The sequence below is a fragment of the Propionicimonas sp. T2.31MG-18 genome (assembly GCF_964266745.1).
Taxonomy (GTDB): domain Bacteria; phylum Actinomycetota; class Actinomycetes; order Propionibacteriales; family Propionibacteriaceae; genus Propionicimonas.
This window is the reverse complement of record NZ_CAXWGX010000012.1, coordinates 126,069-142,591: the sequence shown is the minus strand read 5'-3', so window position 1 is coordinate 142,591 and position 16,523 is coordinate 126,069. Positions and strand designations below refer to the sequence as shown.

At 72.8% G+C, this 16,523-nt stretch carries 16 protein-coding genes; 3 read left to right on the top strand and 13 right to left on the bottom strand.

Going from position 1 to position 16,523, the window contains the following annotated elements; genetic code table 11:
• Positions 1-2: 2 nt before the first annotated feature.
• The 3 genes from ACFQQJ_RS05580 to ACFQQJ_RS05570 form a co-directional block, all read right to left on the bottom strand.
• A complete protein-coding gene (locus ACFQQJ_RS05580; RefSeq protein WP_377104939.1) occupies positions 3-371 on the bottom strand; it encodes a DUF3040 domain-containing protein in 369 nt (122 codons plus the stop codon).
• 92 nt (positions 372-463) lie between these two features.
• Positions 464-1,654, bottom strand: a complete 1,191-nt coding sequence (gene dinB, locus ACFQQJ_RS05575) for a DNA polymerase IV (protein ID WP_377104937.1) — start codon at positions 1,652-1,654, stop codon at positions 464-466.
• A complete protein-coding gene (locus ACFQQJ_RS05570; protein ID WP_377104935.1) occupies positions 1,651-2,034 on the bottom strand; it encodes an SAV_6107 family HEPN domain-containing protein in 384 nt (127 codons plus the stop codon). Before ACFQQJ_RS05570 ends, dinB begins: the two co-directional genes overlap by 4 nt.
• Positions 2,035-2,322: 288 nt before the next feature.
• Between ACFQQJ_RS05570 and ACFQQJ_RS05565 the strand changes: the two genes are divergently transcribed.
• Together ACFQQJ_RS05565 and ACFQQJ_RS05560 are read left to right on the top strand one after the other, a co-directional pair.
• A complete protein-coding gene (locus ACFQQJ_RS05565) occupies positions 2,323-2,904 on the top strand; it encodes a DUF4126 domain-containing protein (protein ID WP_377104933.1) in 582 nt (193 codons plus the stop codon).
• The gene (locus ACFQQJ_RS05560; protein WP_377104931.1) at positions 2,901-4,004 is read left to right on the top strand and encodes an FAD-dependent oxidoreductase; all 1,104 of its coding nucleotides are present in this window, start codon (positions 2,901-2,903) and stop codon (positions 4,002-4,004) included. Before ACFQQJ_RS05565 ends, ACFQQJ_RS05560 begins: the two co-directional genes overlap by 4 nt.
• On the opposite strand, the gene ACFQQJ_RS05555 is transcribed toward ACFQQJ_RS05560, so the two are convergent.
• The 6 genes from ACFQQJ_RS05555 to ACFQQJ_RS05530 form a co-directional block, all read right to left on the bottom strand.
• Positions 3,988-4,833, bottom strand: a complete 846-nt coding sequence (locus ACFQQJ_RS05555) for a transglutaminase N-terminal domain-containing protein (protein WP_377104929.1) — start codon at positions 4,831-4,833, stop codon at positions 3,988-3,990. The genes ACFQQJ_RS05560 and ACFQQJ_RS05555 overlap by 17 nt on opposite strands.
• On the bottom strand, positions 4,833-5,759 hold the full coding sequence (locus ACFQQJ_RS05550) for an alpha-E domain-containing protein (protein WP_377104927.1): 927 nt from the start codon (positions 5,757-5,759) through the stop codon (positions 4,833-4,835). The genes ACFQQJ_RS05555 and ACFQQJ_RS05550 overlap by 1 nt, the downstream gene beginning before the upstream one ends.
• Positions 5,753-7,333, bottom strand: coding sequence for a circularly permuted type 2 ATP-grasp protein (locus tag ACFQQJ_RS05545; RefSeq protein WP_377104925.1), 1,581 nt, complete (start codon positions 7,331-7,333; stop codon positions 5,753-5,755). The genes ACFQQJ_RS05550 and ACFQQJ_RS05545 overlap by 7 nt, the downstream gene beginning before the upstream one ends.
• A gap of 74 nt (positions 7,334-7,407) precedes the next feature.
• Positions 7,408-8,658, bottom strand: a complete 1,251-nt coding sequence (locus ACFQQJ_RS05540; protein ID WP_377104923.1) for a DEAD/DEAH box helicase — start codon at positions 8,656-8,658, stop codon at positions 7,408-7,410.
• Between the two features lie 7 nt (positions 8,659-8,665).
• Complete coding sequence (locus ACFQQJ_RS05535) at positions 8,666-10,384, bottom strand: DEAD/DEAH box helicase (RefSeq protein WP_377104921.1); 1,719 nt, start codon at positions 10,382-10,384, stop codon at positions 8,666-8,668.
• Positions 10,385-10,426: 42 nt separating this feature from the next.
• Positions 10,427-10,954: an RDD family protein gene (locus ACFQQJ_RS05530; protein WP_377104919.1), complete on the bottom strand. Its 528-nt coding sequence runs from the start codon at positions 10,952-10,954 to the stop codon at positions 10,427-10,429.
• 68 nt (positions 10,955-11,022) lie between these two features.
• Between ACFQQJ_RS05530 and ACFQQJ_RS05525 the strand changes: the two genes are divergently transcribed.
• Positions 11,023-12,153: a GNAT family N-acetyltransferase gene (locus tag ACFQQJ_RS05525; RefSeq protein ID WP_377104917.1), complete on the top strand. Its 1,131-nt coding sequence runs from the start codon at positions 11,023-11,025 to the stop codon at positions 12,151-12,153.
• A 46-nt stretch (positions 12,154-12,199) separates the two neighbouring features.
• Here ACFQQJ_RS05525 and ACFQQJ_RS05520 read toward each other — a convergent pair whose 3' ends face one another.
• Genes ACFQQJ_RS05520 through secY form a run of 4 tightly spaced genes read right to left on the bottom strand, consistent with a single transcriptional unit; the run spans position 12,200 to position 15,885 of the window.
• Complete coding sequence (locus ACFQQJ_RS05520; protein WP_377104915.1) at positions 12,200-13,126, bottom strand: ketopantoate reductase family protein; 927 nt, start codon at positions 13,124-13,126, stop codon at positions 12,200-12,202.
• Complete coding sequence (gene map / locus ACFQQJ_RS05515; protein ID WP_377104914.1) at positions 13,126-13,968, bottom strand: type I methionyl aminopeptidase; 843 nt, start codon at positions 13,966-13,968, stop codon at positions 13,126-13,128. Before map ends, ACFQQJ_RS05520 begins: the two co-directional genes overlap by 1 nt.
• A 25-nt stretch (positions 13,969-13,993) precedes the next feature.
• Entirely contained in the window at positions 13,994-14,566 is a 573-nt protein-coding gene (locus tag ACFQQJ_RS05510; RefSeq protein WP_377104912.1) for an adenylate kinase, read from the bottom strand.
• A complete protein-coding gene (gene secY / locus ACFQQJ_RS05505) occupies positions 14,563-15,885 on the bottom strand; it encodes a preprotein translocase subunit SecY (RefSeq protein ID WP_377104910.1) in 1,323 nt (440 codons plus the stop codon). Before secY ends, ACFQQJ_RS05510 begins: the two co-directional genes overlap by 4 nt.
• Positions 15,886-16,523 lie beyond the last annotated feature (638 nt).

Genomic DNA, 16,523 nt, shown 5'->3' with positions numbered 1-16,523 from the left:
GCTCAGGCGCCGTCGTCGGTGTTGCGGCGCCAGCGCTCGTCCATGCGGCCCAGGAACTCCGAGTGGTTCCCCGCACGGCCGCCCGCGCCCTGGCCTTCGGCCGCGTCCGCGGACTGCTGCCAGGCGGTGACGCCGAGAACCGCTGCCGCGAGCATGACGACGAAGCCGACCACGCTGATCGCCGGGTGCACCTGCATGCCCCCGATCAGGGCGGCGAGGCCGACGAGGAAGCCGAGCCCGGCGAGGATCGCGCGGCGGCGCTCCCAGCGATGGGTCGTGCCGCGGAGCGCGCTGGCGAGCTTGGGGTCTTCGGCCGCGAGCGCAGCTTCCAGCTGGTCGAGGAGCTTCTGCTCTTCGTCCGAGAGCGCCATGCTGCCTCCCTGGTTCACGGGTCCCGACGGGACAAGCCCAAGTTTAGGCGGGCACGAGGCAATTCGGAACCGAGCACCCCCGGATCCGGCCGTCAGGGCCGTTCCCGCCGGGTGAGCACCGCGCGACGCACCGCCCGCGGCCCGAACCGCAGGATCACGTCGTCTGCGGCCCGCTCGGCATCACTCCATCCGTGGTCAGGGGCATCAAGGGTGGGCTGGAGCGCGACCGTCCCTCGGTCGGCCAGTCCCGTCACCCGGATCCCCACCCGCCGGACGGGCCGCCCCGGACGCAGTTTTGCGTACAGCCGCACGGCGGCGCCGTACACGTCCCCGGTGAGGTCGGACGGGGCCGCGAGCGTGAGCGAGCGCGCCGTGGTCGTGAAGTCCGAGAACCTCAGGTGGAGGGTCACTGTCCGCCCGAGCACCTCCGCCGCCCGCATCCGCGAGGCCACCTTCACCGCGAGCCGGAGGAGCTCTGCCTGCACCTGGGCACTGTCGGTGAGGTCACGTCCGAAGGTCTCCTGGTTGCCGACGCCGCGCTCGCCGGGTCGGGCGACCACCCGGCTGGCATCCACCCCCCAGGCGAGGTCGGCCAGCAGCGCGCCGGCCCGCAGCCCGAACTCCCGCTGGAGCGCGGCGCGCGGCAGCGCGGCGAGGTCGGCCACGGTGACCACCCCGAGCGGCCGGAGGCGCGCGGCGGTGCTCTCCCCGACCCCGACCAGGTTCTCGACCGGCTGGGGATGGAGGAAGCCGAGCACCTCGTGCGGCGCCACCTCCCGAAGCCCGTCCGGCTTCGCGGCATTGGTGGCCATCTTCGCGACCAGCTTGTTGGGGCCAATGCCCACCGAGCAGGAGATGCCCTGCTCGTCGTGGACGATCGCGCGCAGCCGTTCACCGACGCGGACGGCGGTGCCGGTGCTGCGCTCCGCCCCGGTCAGGTCGAGGTAGGCCTCGTCGATCGACGCGCACTCCACGCGCGCGGTGAACGTCTCCAGGATGGCGACGATCCCGTCCGACACCTCCGTGTAGGCGTCGAAGTCGGGCGGCGCGCAGACGGCGTGCGGGCACAGCCGCCGCGCCTGGGCCGACGACATGCCGCCGCGGACGCCGTAGGCCCGCGCGGGGTAGTTGGCGGACAGCACGACGCCGCGTCCGGCTCCCCCGACCCACATCGGCACGTCGCGCCACTCCGGGTGCCGGCGCAGTTCCACGGACGCGTAGAACGCGTCCATGTCGACGCACATGACCACCCGCCCCGGCGCCGGCGCGGACGGCGCGCTCATCCGGCCTCCCTCGCGCCGCGGCGCCGACCGGCCGAGAGCCGGCGGGCGACCTCGTCGTGGAACGCCTGCGCGTCCCGGAGGAGGTCGTCGGCCTCCCGGTGCGCGACCAGGGCCACCGCCCCGGCCGCGACCGCCTGCCGCTTGTGCTGGCCGGCGGCGAAGTAGCCAGCCCACTCCGCGAATTCCGGAGCCACCTCCGCGACGAGCTGCCAGGCGTTGCGGAGGCGGGCGCCGGACGCCGCGTGTGCCCGCGCCGCGAGCACTGCTGCTGCCACCCGCAGGGCTGCGAGGTGGGCGAGAAGGTATCGCTCGGAGGCGGTCTCGGCCAGCTCCGCGCCGATCAGCGCCGACCTCGCGCCCTCCAGCCCGTCGCCGGCCATCCGTCCTCCTTCCACCCCTTGTCACCGGGCATGAGCGACCCCGGCACGGACGCCCCGCGAGCCGTCCCGGAGCGGGGGTCGAGTCCACCCCGGGAGGCACGCGGGAACTGTCGGCACCGGGGCCGGCCGGGCCGCCGTGACGACCCGGGGCGAGCTTCCCCCACTCGCGTTATCGAACAGGTATTCGATTGCTCCAATCATAGGCCCCCGCGCCGACACCGCGTCAACCCCCACGCGCCACCGTCCCCCGCCCCTTGCCGCAGGAAGGGCCCCGGCTACGATTCCGGCATGGACGTCGTGGCAATGACCTTCGCCAGCGGCTGGGCGAGCGGCATCAACGCGTACGCCACGGTGTTCCTCCTCGGCATGATCGGCCGTCTCGGCCACGTCGAAGGGATCCCCGAGGGGTTCCAGCGCACGGACGTCCTGGTGATCATGGGGGTGCTGGCCCTGGTCGAGTTCTTCGCCGACAAGGTGCCCTATCTCGACTCCGCCTGGGACGCGGTCTCCACCTTCATCCGTCCGGTCGCCGGCGCGCTGATCGGCGCGCTGCTCGCCGGCGCCAACGGCGACCTCCTGCCGATGACGATGGGGGCGCTGGGCGGCGTCGCCGCGCTCCTGAGCCACGTCGCGAAGTCGGGCGTCCGGCTCGCGGTCAACACCTCCCCGGAGCCCCTCAGCAACGTCGGCGCCTCCCTCGCCGGGGACGCGGCCCTGGTCACCGTCGTCGGCCTCGCCGTCGCCTACCCGGTGCAGGCGGCCGTCGTCGCCGCGATCCTGCTGATCCTCACCCTCACCCTCGCCGTGCTGCTGCTGGCCCAGATCCGCCGGGGCTTCACCGCGTTCCGGGCCTGGCTGGCCCGGAGTTGATCGCCGTCGTCGGCGGCGGGCTCGCGGGTCTCGCCGCGGCCGCCCGCCTCTCCCGTGCCGGCCACGAGGTGGTGGTGCTCGAGCGCGACGCGGCCCCCTGCGCCGGCGTCGAGGTGGCCACCGAGCCGGGCGGGACGGTGCTCACGCTGCCGGCCGCGTGGCGCGACCTGTTCCGCAAGTCCGGGCGCGTCCTTGCCTCCGACCTGCGGCGGCGCGACCTCCAGCTCGTCGCGGCCCCGCCGCGCCGCTACCGGCTGGCGGACGGCTCGATCCTGGACCTGCCGACCGACCGCGGCGCCCAGTGGACCACGCTCGCCGCCGCGTACGGCGAGCCGGTGGCGGCGTCCTGGCGGGACCTGCTCGACGAGCTCGACGGCGCGTGGCTGGTCCTGCGCCGATACGGGCTGGAGGAGGAGTTCAGCGGACGGGTGCGGGCGGCCGACCGGGCCGTGCTCGTGCCCAGGCGCAGCCTCGATGACCTCGCCCGGCGCGTGCCGGAACTGGCCGAGCTCGTCCTCGACGTGGCGGCCCGGCTCGGGCAGGACCCGCGCCGGCTGCCCGGGTGGCACGCCTACCGGCTGGGCCTGGAACGGACGTTCGGTCGCTGGCAGGTCGTCGACGCCGAGGGTGTGCCTCAGCCGGCGAGCGTGCTGCTCGACCTCCTCCTGGAGCGGCTGGGCACCCGTGGGGTCGAGGTGCGGACCGGGGTCGAGGTGCTGGCGATCCGTCCCGACCGGGACGGGCACCGGCTGGAGTCGACGGCCGGGTCGCTCCTCGCCGACGCCGTCGTGAGCACGGTCGACCCGGCGACCCACGCCGACCTGACCCACGAGCGGGCCGACTTCCGCGTGGCCCGGCACCTCCGCAGGGCACCCGGCGGCGGGCCGCGGTGGACGTCGTGGCGCACGCTGCTCGACCTGCCGCCCCTGCAGCCGGCCCGCGAGGGCGTGGTGGTGGCCTCGCCCTGGTCGCCCGGCGGCACCGACTCCTGGGCGCAGCTCCTCACCGGTGCCCTGGCCGCCTACCGCCTGCACGAGCAGCTGACCGGCGAGGACATCCGTCCGACCAACCGTGACTACCGGATCACGCCAGGACGGTGATCTCCACCTCGACGAAGAGCCGCGACGACTGGGAGCCCGAGTAGACGCCCTTCAGCGGGGTCACGTCGAAGTAGTCCCTGCCGACGCCGACCTCCACGTGGAAGTCGCCGGGCGCGGTGTCGTTGGTCGGGTCGAGGCCCACCCAGGCGCCGTCCCAGTACTGGAGCCAGGCGTGCGACTCCCCCGTCCGGGCCTCCCCCACCACGGCGGACGCGCTGGGCATCACGTAGCCGGAGACGTACCGGGCGGGGATGCCGACGCTGCGCAGGGCGCCGAGGCTCAGGTGGACGAGGTCCTGGCAGACGCCGGCCCTCGCGTCCCACACCCCGGTGGCCCTGGTGCTGACCTCCGTCGAGCCGGGCACGTAGGCCACTCGCTCGCGGATGCGGCCGATGATCGCCTCCACCGCGTCGACCGGGCGCTCGGCGCGCCGTGCGGCGTCCGCGGCGTACCGGCGCAGCTCCGAGGGCGACTCCACGTGCTCGGAGATCCCCAGGAACTCCACCTGCTGGTCGCACAGCGTCGGGTCCGACAGGTCCCGCCAGCTCACCCCGGGGCCGGCGGAGAGCCGGTCGCCGACATCGACGGTACTGGTGGCGACCACGTCCATCTGCTTGTGGGGCTCGGCGATCTCGAACGCGGTCACCGGCGTGCCCCAGTAGTCGACGAACGAGTGCGACCACGCCACCGGGCTGATGTCCAGGCGGGTCGCCAGGACGTACTGCTCCCTGGTCGCGCGCGGCGTCATCCGCGCCTCGTTGTGCGACGCGCTGACGAGCCCGGCGTACCGGTAGCCGGTGTGGTGGACGATGCGCAGCTGGCGTCCCATCACTTGCCCCCGCTCCACGTGGCGGCGGTCGCGCCGCTGAAGTACCGCTGGGTGACCGTCTCGCTCACCCGGTTGCAGGTGCGCTGGAGGTCGGTCATGCGCTGGGGCAGGTCCTCAAGGATCCGGGCGGGCGGACGGTACTCCAGCGCCGCGCGCGCCGTGCCCAGCAACCGGCGGGCCTCGTCGTCGAACCCGACCCGGCGGCCGCCCGCGTGGTCGAGGTCGGCCAGCGCGGCCTCCGCCGCGGCCAGGTTGTGCACCACGGAGCGCGGGAAGAGCCTGTCCAGCAGCAGGAACTCCGCCGCGTCGGAGTCGGTGGTCACACCCCCGTAGGTGCGCACGAACGCGTGGTGGGCACCGCACCCGCGCAGGACGTTGCTCCACGCGCTCTGGGCGCCGGAGGTGACGTGGGCCGTCGAGATCAGCCGGGCGGTCATGTCGACCCGCTCCAGGCTGCGGCCCAGCGTGAGGAAGTGCCAGCCCTCGTCGTGGCTCATCGTCTGGTCCGCGGTGCCGGAGATGACCGCGCACCGCTCCCGGACGTGGCGGAACGCCGAGGCGGGCCGCATCCGCTGGAGGCGTCCGCCCTTCACCGAGTTCCAGGTCGTGTTGATCGCCTCCCACATCTCGATCGAGACGGTCTCGCGCGCCCTGCGCGCCGCCTCGCGGGCACCGCCGAGCGCCGCGGCCACCGAGCTCGCCGACAGCGGGTCGTAGCACAACAGCCGGAGCACCTCCGAGGTGTCGGCGGCCTCGGTGTCCGGGGCCCCCATGACCGCCAGCAGGTTCAGCGCCGCGTCGTCCTGGTCGACCGACGGGTCGTCCAGCAGCAGCTGGAGGTGCACCTCGACGATCCGCGTGGTGTCCTCGGCCCGCTCGAGGTAGCGCCCGATCCAGAACAGCGACTCCGCGATCCGGCTCAGCACGGGGCACCGTCCTTCGCGACCGGGCCTGCCTGCTGTTGCTGCTGCGCCTGCTGCTGCTGCACCTTCTCCTCACCCAGGTCGGCCTGCGGGACACCGTCGATGGCCTCCCTCACGCGGCGCCGGCGGCGCTTGCCCCGTACGCCGTCGCTGGCCAGTACCCACGTGTCCTTGGACCCACCGCCCTGGCTGGAATTCACGATCAGCTCGCCCTCGGGAAGCGCGACCCGGGTGAGCCCGCCGGGGAGGACGTAGACCTCGTCGCCGGAGTTGACGGCGAAGGGCCGCAGGTCGACGTGCCGGGGAGCCATCCTCCCCTCGATCATCGTCGGCACCGTCGACAGCTGGACGACGGGCTGGGCGATCCAGCCGCGCGGGTCCTTCAGGATCCGCGCGCGGAGCGCGTCCAGCTGCTTGGCGCTGGCGCGCGGGCCGATCACGATGCCCTTGCCGCCCGAGCCGTCCACGGGCTTGAGCACGAGTTCTGCCAGCCGGTCGAGCACCTCCTCGCGGTGGTCGGCGTCCTCCAGCCGCCACGTGTCGACGCCGGCCAGCTTCGGCTCCTCGTGCAGGTAGTAGCGGATCAGGTCGGGGATGTAGGTGTAGACGAGCTTGTCGTCGGCAACGCCGTTGCCGATCGCGTTGGCGATCGTCACGTTGCCCGCGCGGGCGGCGGTCACCAGCCCCGCACAGCCCAGCATCGAGTCCGAGCGGAAGGAGGCGGGGTCGATGAACTCGTCGTCGACCCGGCGGTAGATCACGTGCACCGGGCGCAGGCCCTGGGTGGTGCGGATCGACACCCGGCCGTTGTGGCAGACCAGGTCGCGTCCCTCGACGAGCTCGACGCCCATCATCCGCGCCAGCAGCGCGTGCTCGAAGTACGCCGAGTTGTAGACGCCGGGGGTGAGCACCACGACGGTCGGGTCGGAGACCCCGCTCGGTGCCGCGGCGCGCAGCGCGGCGAGCAGGCGCAGCGGGTAGCCCTCGACCGGACGGATCCGGTGGCGGCTGGTCACCTCGGGCAGGGCGGAGAACATCGCCCTGCGGTTCGTCATCACGTACGACACCCCGGAGGGCACCCGGACGTTGTCCTCCAGGACGCGGAACCGGCCGACCTCGTCACGCACCAGGTCGATGCCGGCCACGTGGCAGCGGACGCCGTTGGGCATCCGCACCCCGGCCATCACCCGGTGGTAGTGGGGTGAGGACACCACGACGCGGCGCGGGATCACGCGGTCGCGGAACACCCGGCCCTCCCCGTAGACGTCGGAGAGGAAGGCCTCGAGCGCACGGACGCGCTGCGCGACACCCTGCTCGACCTCCGCCCACTCCGCGGCGAGCAGCACCCGCGGCACGATGTCGAGCGGAAAGGGGCGTTCCTCCCCGCCGATGTCGAAGGTCACTCCCTGGTCGAGGTAGGTCGACTTGAGGTACTCCGCGCGGGCACGGACCTCCTCGGCGTCGAGCTTGGCCAGTTGCCTCAGCACCGAGCCGTACGCCACCCGCACGCCCTCGGCGCCCACCACCTCGTCGAACGCCTTCGGGGTGCCGGCGTAGTCACGGAAGAGCAGGCTCACACCGGTCAGGCTAGGACGGACGTGTAACAGGCGGGTACCCCGGATTGTTTCAGGCGGGTGTCGAAACCCGTGCGTTACCTGCCCGTGCGCGAAGACGGGCGCCGCGGGCCGGTGCCGCGGGGGGCTGGGCGACGCTTCGGCGCGAAGTGGCGCTCGGGCTCGGGGGCGGGCGGCGGTGCCCACGGGCCCCGCACCTGGTCGATCAGCGGCGAGCCGGGCTCGACGACCTCACGCCGGGCGGGGGTGATGCCGGCGGCGGCGAGCAGCGCCTTCACCCTGCGGTTCTGGTCGCGCTGGCACAGCGTCACCACGATCCCGCCCGCGCCGGCCCGGGCGGTGCGTCCCGACCGGTGGAGGAACGACTTCGCCTCCGCGGGAGGGTCGGCGTGGACCACCAGCGCGACGTCGTCGACGTGGATGCCGCGGGCGGCCACGTCGGTCGCGACGAGCACGCGCACGCGTCCCCCGGAGAAGGCGGCGAGGTTGCGCTGGCGGGCGCCCTGGCCGAGGTCGCCGTGGAGTTCCGCAGCGGGGACGCCGGCCGCCGCCAGCTGGGCGGCGATCCGCGCCGCCCCGTGCTTGGTGCGCGCGAACACCAGGCTGCGGCCCGCCCCGGAGACGAGCTCGGCGAGCACCTCCGCCCGGTTCTGGAGCGTCACGAGGAAGACCAGGTGCTCCGGCTCGCCGGCATCGGCGCCGGTGACGTGGGTCACCGGGTCGTGCAGGTAGTCGGCGACGAGCCGGTCCACGTCGCCGTCGAGGGTGGCGGAGAACAGCAGCCTCTGCCCCCGCGGGGTCAGGTCGAGCAGGCGCCGGACCGGCGGAAGGAAGCCCATGTCGGCCATCAGGTCCGCCTCATCGAGCACGGTCACCCGCACATCGGCGAGGCTGCACGCCCCCTGGGCGACGAGGTCCTCCAGCCGTCCGGGCGTGGCGATCACCACGTCCACACCGGAAGCCAGGCGCTTCAGCTGCCCGGCGTAGCCCACCCCGCCGTGGACCGTCATGGTGCGCAGTCCGGCAGCCCGCGCGAGGAAGGACACCGTCCGCTCCACCTGCACGGCGAGCTCGCGCGTGGGCACGAGCACCAGCCCGCCGGGGCGTCCGCCGCGCCGGGAGCGCCCGGCGGCGGCGAGCCGGACGACCAGCGGCAGGGCGAACGCCACGGTCTTGCCCGAGCCTGTCGGGGCGCGGCCGAGCACGTCCCGGCCGGCGAGGGAGTCCGGCAGGGTGGCCGACTGGATGCCGAACGGGGTGGTGATGTCGTGGCGCGCCAGCGCCGTGACGAGGTCCTGTGGCAGGCCCAGCCCGGCGAAGGTCGTCACGGGCGCGTCAGCGCCGGGGCTGGCGGTCGTCGCGGGGGCCGCGCGCGCCGCGCCCCCGGTCACGCGCGGCGCCGGCGCCGTCCGCACGCTGCAGCTCGATGAGCTTGCCGGAGATCCGGGTGCCGGCCAGCGCCGACCAGGTGTCCGGCGACAGCGTGGCGGGCAGCTCGACCAGCGAGTGGTCGAGCCGGATGTCGATGTGGCCGAAGTCGTCGCGGTCCAGGCCGCCCTCGTTGGCGATCGCACCGACGATCTGGCGGGGCAGCACCCGGTGCCGCTTGCCCACGTTGATCCGGTAGGTGGCCAGCTCGGACTGCCCCCGTGACCGTGCCGGGCGCGGCGCGCCGGACGGGCCCTGCGCCGAGCGCTCCCTCGGGGCGCGGGTCTCGGGCACCTCTTCCAGCAGGAGCGGGACGTCGCCCTGGAGGACGATCGCCAGCGCGGCGGCGACGTCCACCTCGGGGACGTCGTGCTCGCGCACGTAGTGGCTCACGATGTCGCGGAAGGTGTCGACCGAGCCGGAGCCGAGGGCCTCGGTGATGGCGTCGTCGAACTTGCTCAGCCGGGAGCTGTTCACGTCGTCGATGGTCGGCAGCGGCATCGGGGCGATCTCCTGCCGGGTCGCCTTCTCGATGGCGTGCAGCAGGCGGAACTCCTTCGGGGTGACGAACGAGATCGCGTCGCCGCTGCGCCCCGCGCGGCCCGTCCGGCCGATCCGGTGCACGTAGGACTCGGTGTCGGTGGGGATGTCGTAGTTCACGACGTGCGTGATCCGGTCGACGTCCAGCCCGCGCGCGGCCACGTCCGTGGCGACGAGGATGTCGAGCTTCCCGTCCTTGAGCTGGTTGATGATGCGCTCGCGCTGCGCCTGCGCGACGTCGCCGTTGAGCGCGGTCGCGGCGAAGCCCCGCGCGCGGAGCCGCTCCGCCAGCTGCTCGGTCTCCTGTTTGGTGCGGGCGAAGATGATCATCGCCTCGAAGTTCTCCACCTCGAGGATCCGCGTCAGCGCGTCCAGCTTCTGGCTGTAGGAGACCTTCAGGTACCGCTGGGTGGTGGTCGCGACCGTGCTGGTGCGGCCCTTGATGTGCACCTCGACGGGATCGGTAAGGTACCGCTTGGCGATCTTGCGGATCGGCGCGGGCATGGTCGCGGAGAACAGCGCGACCTGCTTGTCCGCCGGGGTGTCGGCGAGGATCGTCTCCACGTCCTCCGCGAAACCCATCTTCAGCATCTCGTCCGCCTCGTCGAGCACGAGGAACCGCAGCTCGGTGAGGTCGAGCGTGCCCTTCTCGAGGTGGTCCATCACCCGTCCGGGCGTGCCCACGACCACGTGGACGCCCCGCTTCAGCGCGCTCAGCTGCACGCCGTAGCCCTGGCCGCCGTACACCGGCAGCACGTGGACGCCGGGCAGGTGCGCGCTGTAGCTGGCGAACGCCTCGCACACCTGGAGCGCCAGCTCGCGGGTGGGGCACAGCACGAGGGCCTCCGGCGCCTTCTGGGCGCGGGAGAGCTGGTTCAGCACCGGCAGAGCGAACGCCGCGGTCTTGCCGGTGCCGGTCTGCGCCCTGCCCACCACGTCATGACCGGCGAGCAGCGGCGGGATGGTGGCCGCCTGGATGGCGGTGGGGGTCTCGTACCCCAGCTCGCGGATCGCCTTCAGCACGCGGGCGTCGAGCCCGAGGTCGCTGAACTGGGTCTGGCTCTGACCGGTCTCTTGCTCGCTCACCGCCTGAGCCTACTTCAGCCGGGGCACGGACGCCCGCCGGGGTCAGTCGGCGGCGAAGCGGCGACCCGGCTCGGTGCTGATCACCATCGTCTGGGCGAGGTGGTCGTAGATCGTCCGGCCGTCGCCGCGCAGGAGGGAGACGACGTAGGCCACCGGCACGGCCACCCCGAGCAACGCGCCGAGCCACGCCGCCACGCCGCCGCCGGCGATCGCGGTCACCACCGCGAGGTGGATCAGGGTCCACGGCAGCCCCAGCTTGAGGAGGTTGCGCAGGAACGAACGTCCCCAGCCCAGACGCTCGCCCGTCGGGTCACGCCGCACCCGCAGGTTGTGCGCGAGCTTTCCCGGCGTGGCCTCGTAGCGCCCGCCCTCGAGCAGCGTGAGCCCGAGCGTGGACGGCAGCACGACGAGCGCGATCCCGGCGAGGTTGAGGCCCAGCGGCCCCACGCCACGCAGGGCGCCCCCTGCGGCCAGTCCCAGGACCGCGGCCCCCACCACCAGCGCCCAGGCCAGCATCAGGCCGAGGTCGATCAGCCCGGCGAGGAGTCGCCGGCGAGGGGTGCTGGTCACCGGACAAGGGTAACCGCCGGCGTCCCCGCCCCCTTCGCACGGCGCACCGATCGGGCTATCCTGCGCCGATGCCGGCTTTCCATCTGCGCGAGGCGCCGCCCGGCGCTGCCGCCTGGGTCTACGACGCGCTGCACGACCTCGAGGTCGCGAACACCACGGAGCTGATGGGCGAGGACCTCGCCATCGCCGCGGAGTGGAACCGCAACAACCACGCCGACGAGCGCACCGCGATCAAGGGCCTCCTGGTCGCCCTTCCCGGGCCGGCCCCCGAGCCGGCGCCGGTCGGGCGGTTCGGGTTGCCGGAGGTGCCTGCGGAACCGTCCCCGATCCTGGGGACGATCGAGTTCTCCCTGCCGCTGGCCGACAACCGGCACCTCGCCGACGACACCTACTGCCAGGTGGACGCCGGTGCGCGCCGCCAGGGCATCGGCACCGCGTTGTGGGAGGAGGCCGTGCGAATCGCCCTCCAACACGACCGGGACACGATCGTGGCCTGGTCGGACCACTTCGTCGGCCTGCCCGCCGACGGCCCCCGCCTGCGGGCGAGGGACGGCGACGACGAACTGCCGCGCGACCGCGCCTCCGAGTTCGCGCTCTCGCTCGGGCTCTCGCTGGCGCAGGTCGAGCGCCAGTCGCGCCTGCCGCTGCCCGTCCCGCCGGCACGGCTGGCGGCCCTGCGGGCCGAGGCCGAGGAACGCGCCCTGCCTGCCTACCGGATCGAGTCGTGGGTGGGGAACACCCCGCCGGAGCACCTCGACCGGCTGGCGGCGATGTACCGGACGCTGTCCTCGGACGCGCCGCTGGGCGAGGTCGACTGGGAGCCGGAGAACTGGGACGCCGAGCGCGTGCGCCACAACGACGAGCGCAAGCACCGCACCGGGCACTCGCTGTTCACCATCGCCATCGCCCGCGAGACCGGCGAGGTGGCGGGCCTGACCGAGCTCCACGTGCACGACGCGCACCCCCACCGCCCCGAGCAGTGGACGACGGTCGTCGCCGCGCCCCACCGCGGACACCGACTCGGCCTGCTGCTCAAGGCGGCGAACCTCCAGGCGCTGGCCATGGACCAGCCGGGTGCCCGCTACGTCGACACCTGGAACGCCGGCGAGAACGACCACATGCTCGCGATCAACACCCTGGTCGGCTTCCGGCCGCACTCCGCGCACGGCGCCTGGCAGTGGAAGGCCCCTCAGCAGTAGCGGCGGGGAGCGGCGCCGGGCAGGCGTCCGCAGCGGGCGCCGCGGGTCAGCCCCGTGTCGCGACTGCCGCCACGGCCTCCTGGCCCTTCAGCAACCCGTGGAGGACCGTGTTCACCGGCACCGGCACGCCGGTCCGGCGTCCGAGTTCGACGACCGTTCCCGCGAAGCTGTCCACCTCCGTGGGGCGTCCCGCGAGGGCGTCCTGTGCCATCGAGGTGTAGTTGTCCGGGCCGAGGCCGTCGAGCACGTCCAGCCAGCGCTCGAGATCGGCCTCGGTGAGCCGGACGCCGCTCGCGTTCGCGACGGCGATCACCTCCCGCTGCGCGGCGATCATCACCGCGCGCGCGGGCTGGTCCCGTTGCTGGAGCACCCGGTACGGCGCGCCGATGACCGCCGACACCTGGTTCACCCCCACGTTGATCAGGAACTTCCACCACAGCTCGTGCACCATGTCGGCCGGCACCTCGTGGGCGATCCCCGCTCGCCGCAGGATGGCAGCGACCCGCTCCACTTCGGCCGCCCTCGGCCCGGGGTTGGCCGGCTCGCCGAAGACGATGCGTCCCAGTGAGGAGAAGCGGACCTCGCGACCGGAGCGGACCGCGTCGATGCCGACGCTCATGGCGAGCAGGACGACCGCCTGCGGGAACGCGGCGGACAGCTCGTCCTCGCTGTCGATGCCGTTGAGCAGGCTCAGCACCACGGTGCCCGCGCCCACGTGGGGCCGGAGCAGCTCGATCGCCTCCGCGAGGGCCCCGCGCTTGACCGCGACGATGGCCACGTCCGCCGGGCCGTCGTCCGGGGCAGCGAGGGGGAAGTCGTACGGGCGCCCGTTGACGACCGTGGGCTGGGCGGCGTACCGGGCGGCACGCCCGGCATCGGCGACGACCCCCAGGTCCTCGCCCGCGTCCAGCAGCATGCTGCCGTAGCCGGCCCCGACCCCACCGAGGCCGACGACCACGATGCGGGGGCGCATCAGGAGCCCAGCGGGCCGAACGGCACTCCGCGGGCCGTGAGCTCGGCCTCCCCGCCGTCCTCGGCGGTGAGCACCCAGACACCGGAACCCGTGAGGGCGATGGTGTGCTCCCAGTGCGCGGCGATGGAGCCGTCCCTGGTGACCACCGTCCACTCGTCGTCCAGCGTCACGGTGGACGCCGAGCCGAGGGTGACCATCGGCTCCACCGCGAGGCAGATGCCCTTGGTGAGCAGTTCCCCGCGCCCGGGGCGGCCGAGGTTGGGGACGTCCGGCGGCTGGTGCATGGCCGTGCCGATCCCGTGGCCCGTGTACTCGGCGATGATGCCGTAGCGGCGACCGTGCGAGCGCACGGAGGTCTCCACCGCGTGGCCGATGTCGCCGACGTGCCCGCCGATGCGGGCGGCGGCGATGCCCGCCCACAGGGAGTCCCTCGTCGCCTCGCTGAGCGCGGCGACCTCGGGGCTGGGCGTGCCGACGGCGAAGGTGATCGCGGAGTCGCCGTGCCACCCGTCCAGGGAGACACCGAAGTCGACGCTGACGAGGTCGCCCTCGGCCAGCACCCGCGATCCCGGGATGCCGTGCACGATCTCGGCGTTCACCGAGATGCAGGTCACGGCCGGGTACGGCGGCAGCCCGAAGCCGCCGCCGTAGCCGAGGAAGGACGACACCGCGCCCGCGGAGGCGATCTGCTCGCGCGCGATCGCGTCCAGTTCCGCGGTGGTGACGCCGGGGCGGGCGCCGGCCCGCACGGCCTGGAGCGTCCGTGCGACGACGAGGCCGGCGGAGCGCATCCGAAGGATCTGCTCCGCCGACTTCAGCTCGATGGGCGAGCGTCGCGCCATGGTTCTCCCGTGTCCGTCGCCGCGCTCAGGCGCGTACGGCGTCGAGGGCCGTGGTGATCCGTCCGGCGACCTCGTCGATGCTGCCGATGCCGTCGACCTCGACCAGCAGGCCGCGCTCGCGGTAGGTGGCGAGCAGCGGGTCGGTGGCCTCGGTGTAGATCACCATGCGGTTGCGGATGGTCTCGGCGTTGTCGTCCGCGCGGCCCTCGAGCTCGGCACGCTTGAGCAGGCGCTCCACCAGCACGTCGGTGTCGGCGACCAGCGAGATGACCGCGTCGATGGCCTGCCCGGTCCGGGCGAGCTCGTCGTCGAGCGCAGCGACCTGGCCCGCGGTGCGCGGGTAGCCGTCGAGCAGCCAGCCCTCCGCCGCGTCCGCCTCGGTAAGCCGGTCGGCCACGATGGCGTTGGTGATCTCGTCGGGGACATAGCCACCTTCGGCCATGATCCGGGAGACCTCCTGGCCCAGCGGGGTCTGGTTCTTGACGTTGGCCCGGAAGATGTCTCCGGTGGAGATGGCAGGAATGCCGTAGTGGGCGGCGATGCCCACGGCCTGGGTTCCCTTCCCGACACCGGGGGGGCCCATGATGAGCAGTCTCATCTGAGGAATCCTTCGTAGTTTCGTTGCTGCAACTGGCTCTGGATCTGCTTCACAGTGTCCAGGCCCACTCCGACGATGATCAGGATCGATGTACCGCCGAAGGGGAACTTGTTGTGCGTCCCCAGCATGATGAACGCCACCGCCGGGATCAGCGAGATGATCGCCAGGTACAGGGCGCCGGGGGCCGTGAGCCGGGACAGGACGTGCGCGAGGTACCGCTCGGTGGGACCGCCGGCGCGGACGCCCGGGATGAAGCCGCCGTACTTCTTCATGTTGTCGCTGACCTCGACCGGGTCGAAGGTGATCGAGACGTAGAAGTAGGCGAAGAAGATGATCATCGCGAAGAACAGCAGCTCGTAGGCCCAGCTGCCGGTGGTCAGGTTGGTCGCGATCCAGTTGGAGACCGGGTTCGGGTTCTCCGCCGTCCCGGGCTGGAACTGCGCGTACAGCACGGGCAGGTACAGCATCGAGGAGGCGAAGATGACCGGGATGACGCCGGCCTGGTTCACCTTCAACGGGATGTAGGTCGTCGAGCCGCCGAGAAGCCGGCGCCCCACCATGCGCTTGGCGTACTGCACCGGGATGCGGCGCTGCGCCTGCTCCATGAAGATGACGCCCAGCATGACCGCCAGGCCGATCGCGAGCACGATGGCGAACACGAACCAGCCCTGCGCACCCTCACGGCTCATCTTGATGGCCCACAGGGACGCGGGGAACTGCGCGGCGATCTGGGTGAAGATCATCACCGACATGCCGTTGCCGACGCCACGGTCGGTGATCAGCTCGCCGAGCCACATGATCACGCCGGTGCCTGCCGTCATGGTCAGGATCATCGTGATGATCGGGAAGATGCTCTTGTCGTAGACCAGGTCGAGCGAGCAGCCCTGGAAGAGCTGGCCGTTGACGGCGAGCGTCACGAACGCCGTCGAGTTCAGGACGGCCAGCACCAGCGTGAGGTAGCGCGTGTACTGGGTGATCTTCTGCGTGCCGGACGCACCCTCCTTCTTCAGCGCCTCGAGCCGCGGGATCACCACGGTCAGCAGCTGGAGGATGATGCTCGCGGTGATGTAGGGCATGATCCCCAGCGCGAAGATGGCCAGCTGGAGCAGCGCGCCGCCGGAGAAGAGCTGGATCATCGAGTACAGGCCCGCAGCGTCGCCCGCCGTGGCCTGGGCCCGGCACTGGTCGACGTTGACGATGTTCACGTTCGGGGTCGGGATCGTCGAACCGAGCCGGAACACGGCGAGGATCATCAGCGTGAACAGGATCTTCCTGCGCAGGTCGGGCGTCCGTAGCGCGTTCGCGAATGCGGAGAGCATGTAGTGGACCTACTCCTTACCTCGAGGCGCTGCGGCACAGCACCGTCCAGTCGCCGCGGCAGTGCGCCCAGACAACCCGGCAAACTCTATCAAGGCGAGCGCCGGTTTCCCGCATCGCCGGACGCGGGCGTCCCGCCGTCCGTCCCCGCCCTCCCAGCGCCCCGCCGAGGGCCGCCCTTCCCACTCGAGCGCCAGCCCTCCCGCTCGAGCGCCAGCCTTCCCGCTCGAGCGCCAGCCTTCATGCCGAGGGCTAGGCCCCCGGTGCTGGCCCTCGGCCACAAGGCTGGCCCTCTGCGCAGACCGGACGCAGACGTGACGTCGGCGAGGCGCCGCCGTCCGCCCGGGGCTCCCTGACAACGAACGCAGGGAGCTTGGGCCACCTTCACCTCGGCGGCCGGCGCTCCCTCGTCGGCGGCCGGCACCCTACGTCGGCGGCCGGCACCCCACGTCGGCGGTTCACACGCTCGCCGAAGACGGTCCCACCCGGCAGGCACGCCCCCGTGCCCAGAGTCAGCCTGCCGGGTCGAAGGCCAGTCCGCCGAGGCGAAGGCCAGTCCTCACCATCGAGGGCCAGCCTTCACGCCGAGGGCTCGCCCCCCGGTGCTGGCCCTCGGCCACAAAGCTGGTCCTCGGCACAA

Coding starts and splice junctions, on each gene's coding strand:
- ACFQQJ_RS05580 (WP_377104939.1), bottom strand. CDS start 371: ATGGCGCTCTCGGACGAAGAGCAGAAGCTCCTCGACCAGCTGGAAGCT.
- dinB (WP_377104937.1), bottom strand. CDS start 1,654: ATGAGCGCGCCGTCCGCGCCGGCGCCGGGGCGGGTGGTCATGTGCGTC.
- ACFQQJ_RS05570 (WP_377104935.1), bottom strand. CDS start 2,034: ATGGCCGGCGACGGGCTGGAGGGCGCGAGGTCGGCGCTGATCGGCGCG.
- ACFQQJ_RS05565 (WP_377104933.1), top strand. CDS start 2,323: ATGGACGTCGTGGCAATGACCTTCGCCAGCGGCTGGGCGAGCGGCATC.
- ACFQQJ_RS05555 (WP_377104929.1), bottom strand. CDS start 4,833: ATGGGACGCCAGCTGCGCATCGTCCACCACACCGGCTACCGGTACGCC.
- ACFQQJ_RS05525 (WP_377104917.1), top strand. CDS start 11,023: ATGCCGGCTTTCCATCTGCGCGAGGCGCCGCCCGGCGCTGCCGCCTGG.
- ACFQQJ_RS05520 (WP_377104915.1), bottom strand. CDS start 13,126: ATGCGCCCCCGCATCGTGGTCGTCGGCCTCGGTGGGGTCGGGGCCGGC.
- map (WP_377104914.1), bottom strand. CDS start 13,968: ATGGCGCGACGCTCGCCCATCGAGCTGAAGTCGGCGGAGCAGATCCTT.
- ACFQQJ_RS05510 (WP_377104912.1), bottom strand. CDS start 14,566: ATGAGACTGCTCATCATGGGCCCCCCCGGTGTCGGGAAGGGAACCCAG.
- secY (WP_377104910.1), bottom strand. CDS start 15,885: ATGCTCTCCGCATTCGCGAACGCGCTACGGACGCCCGACCTGCGCAGG.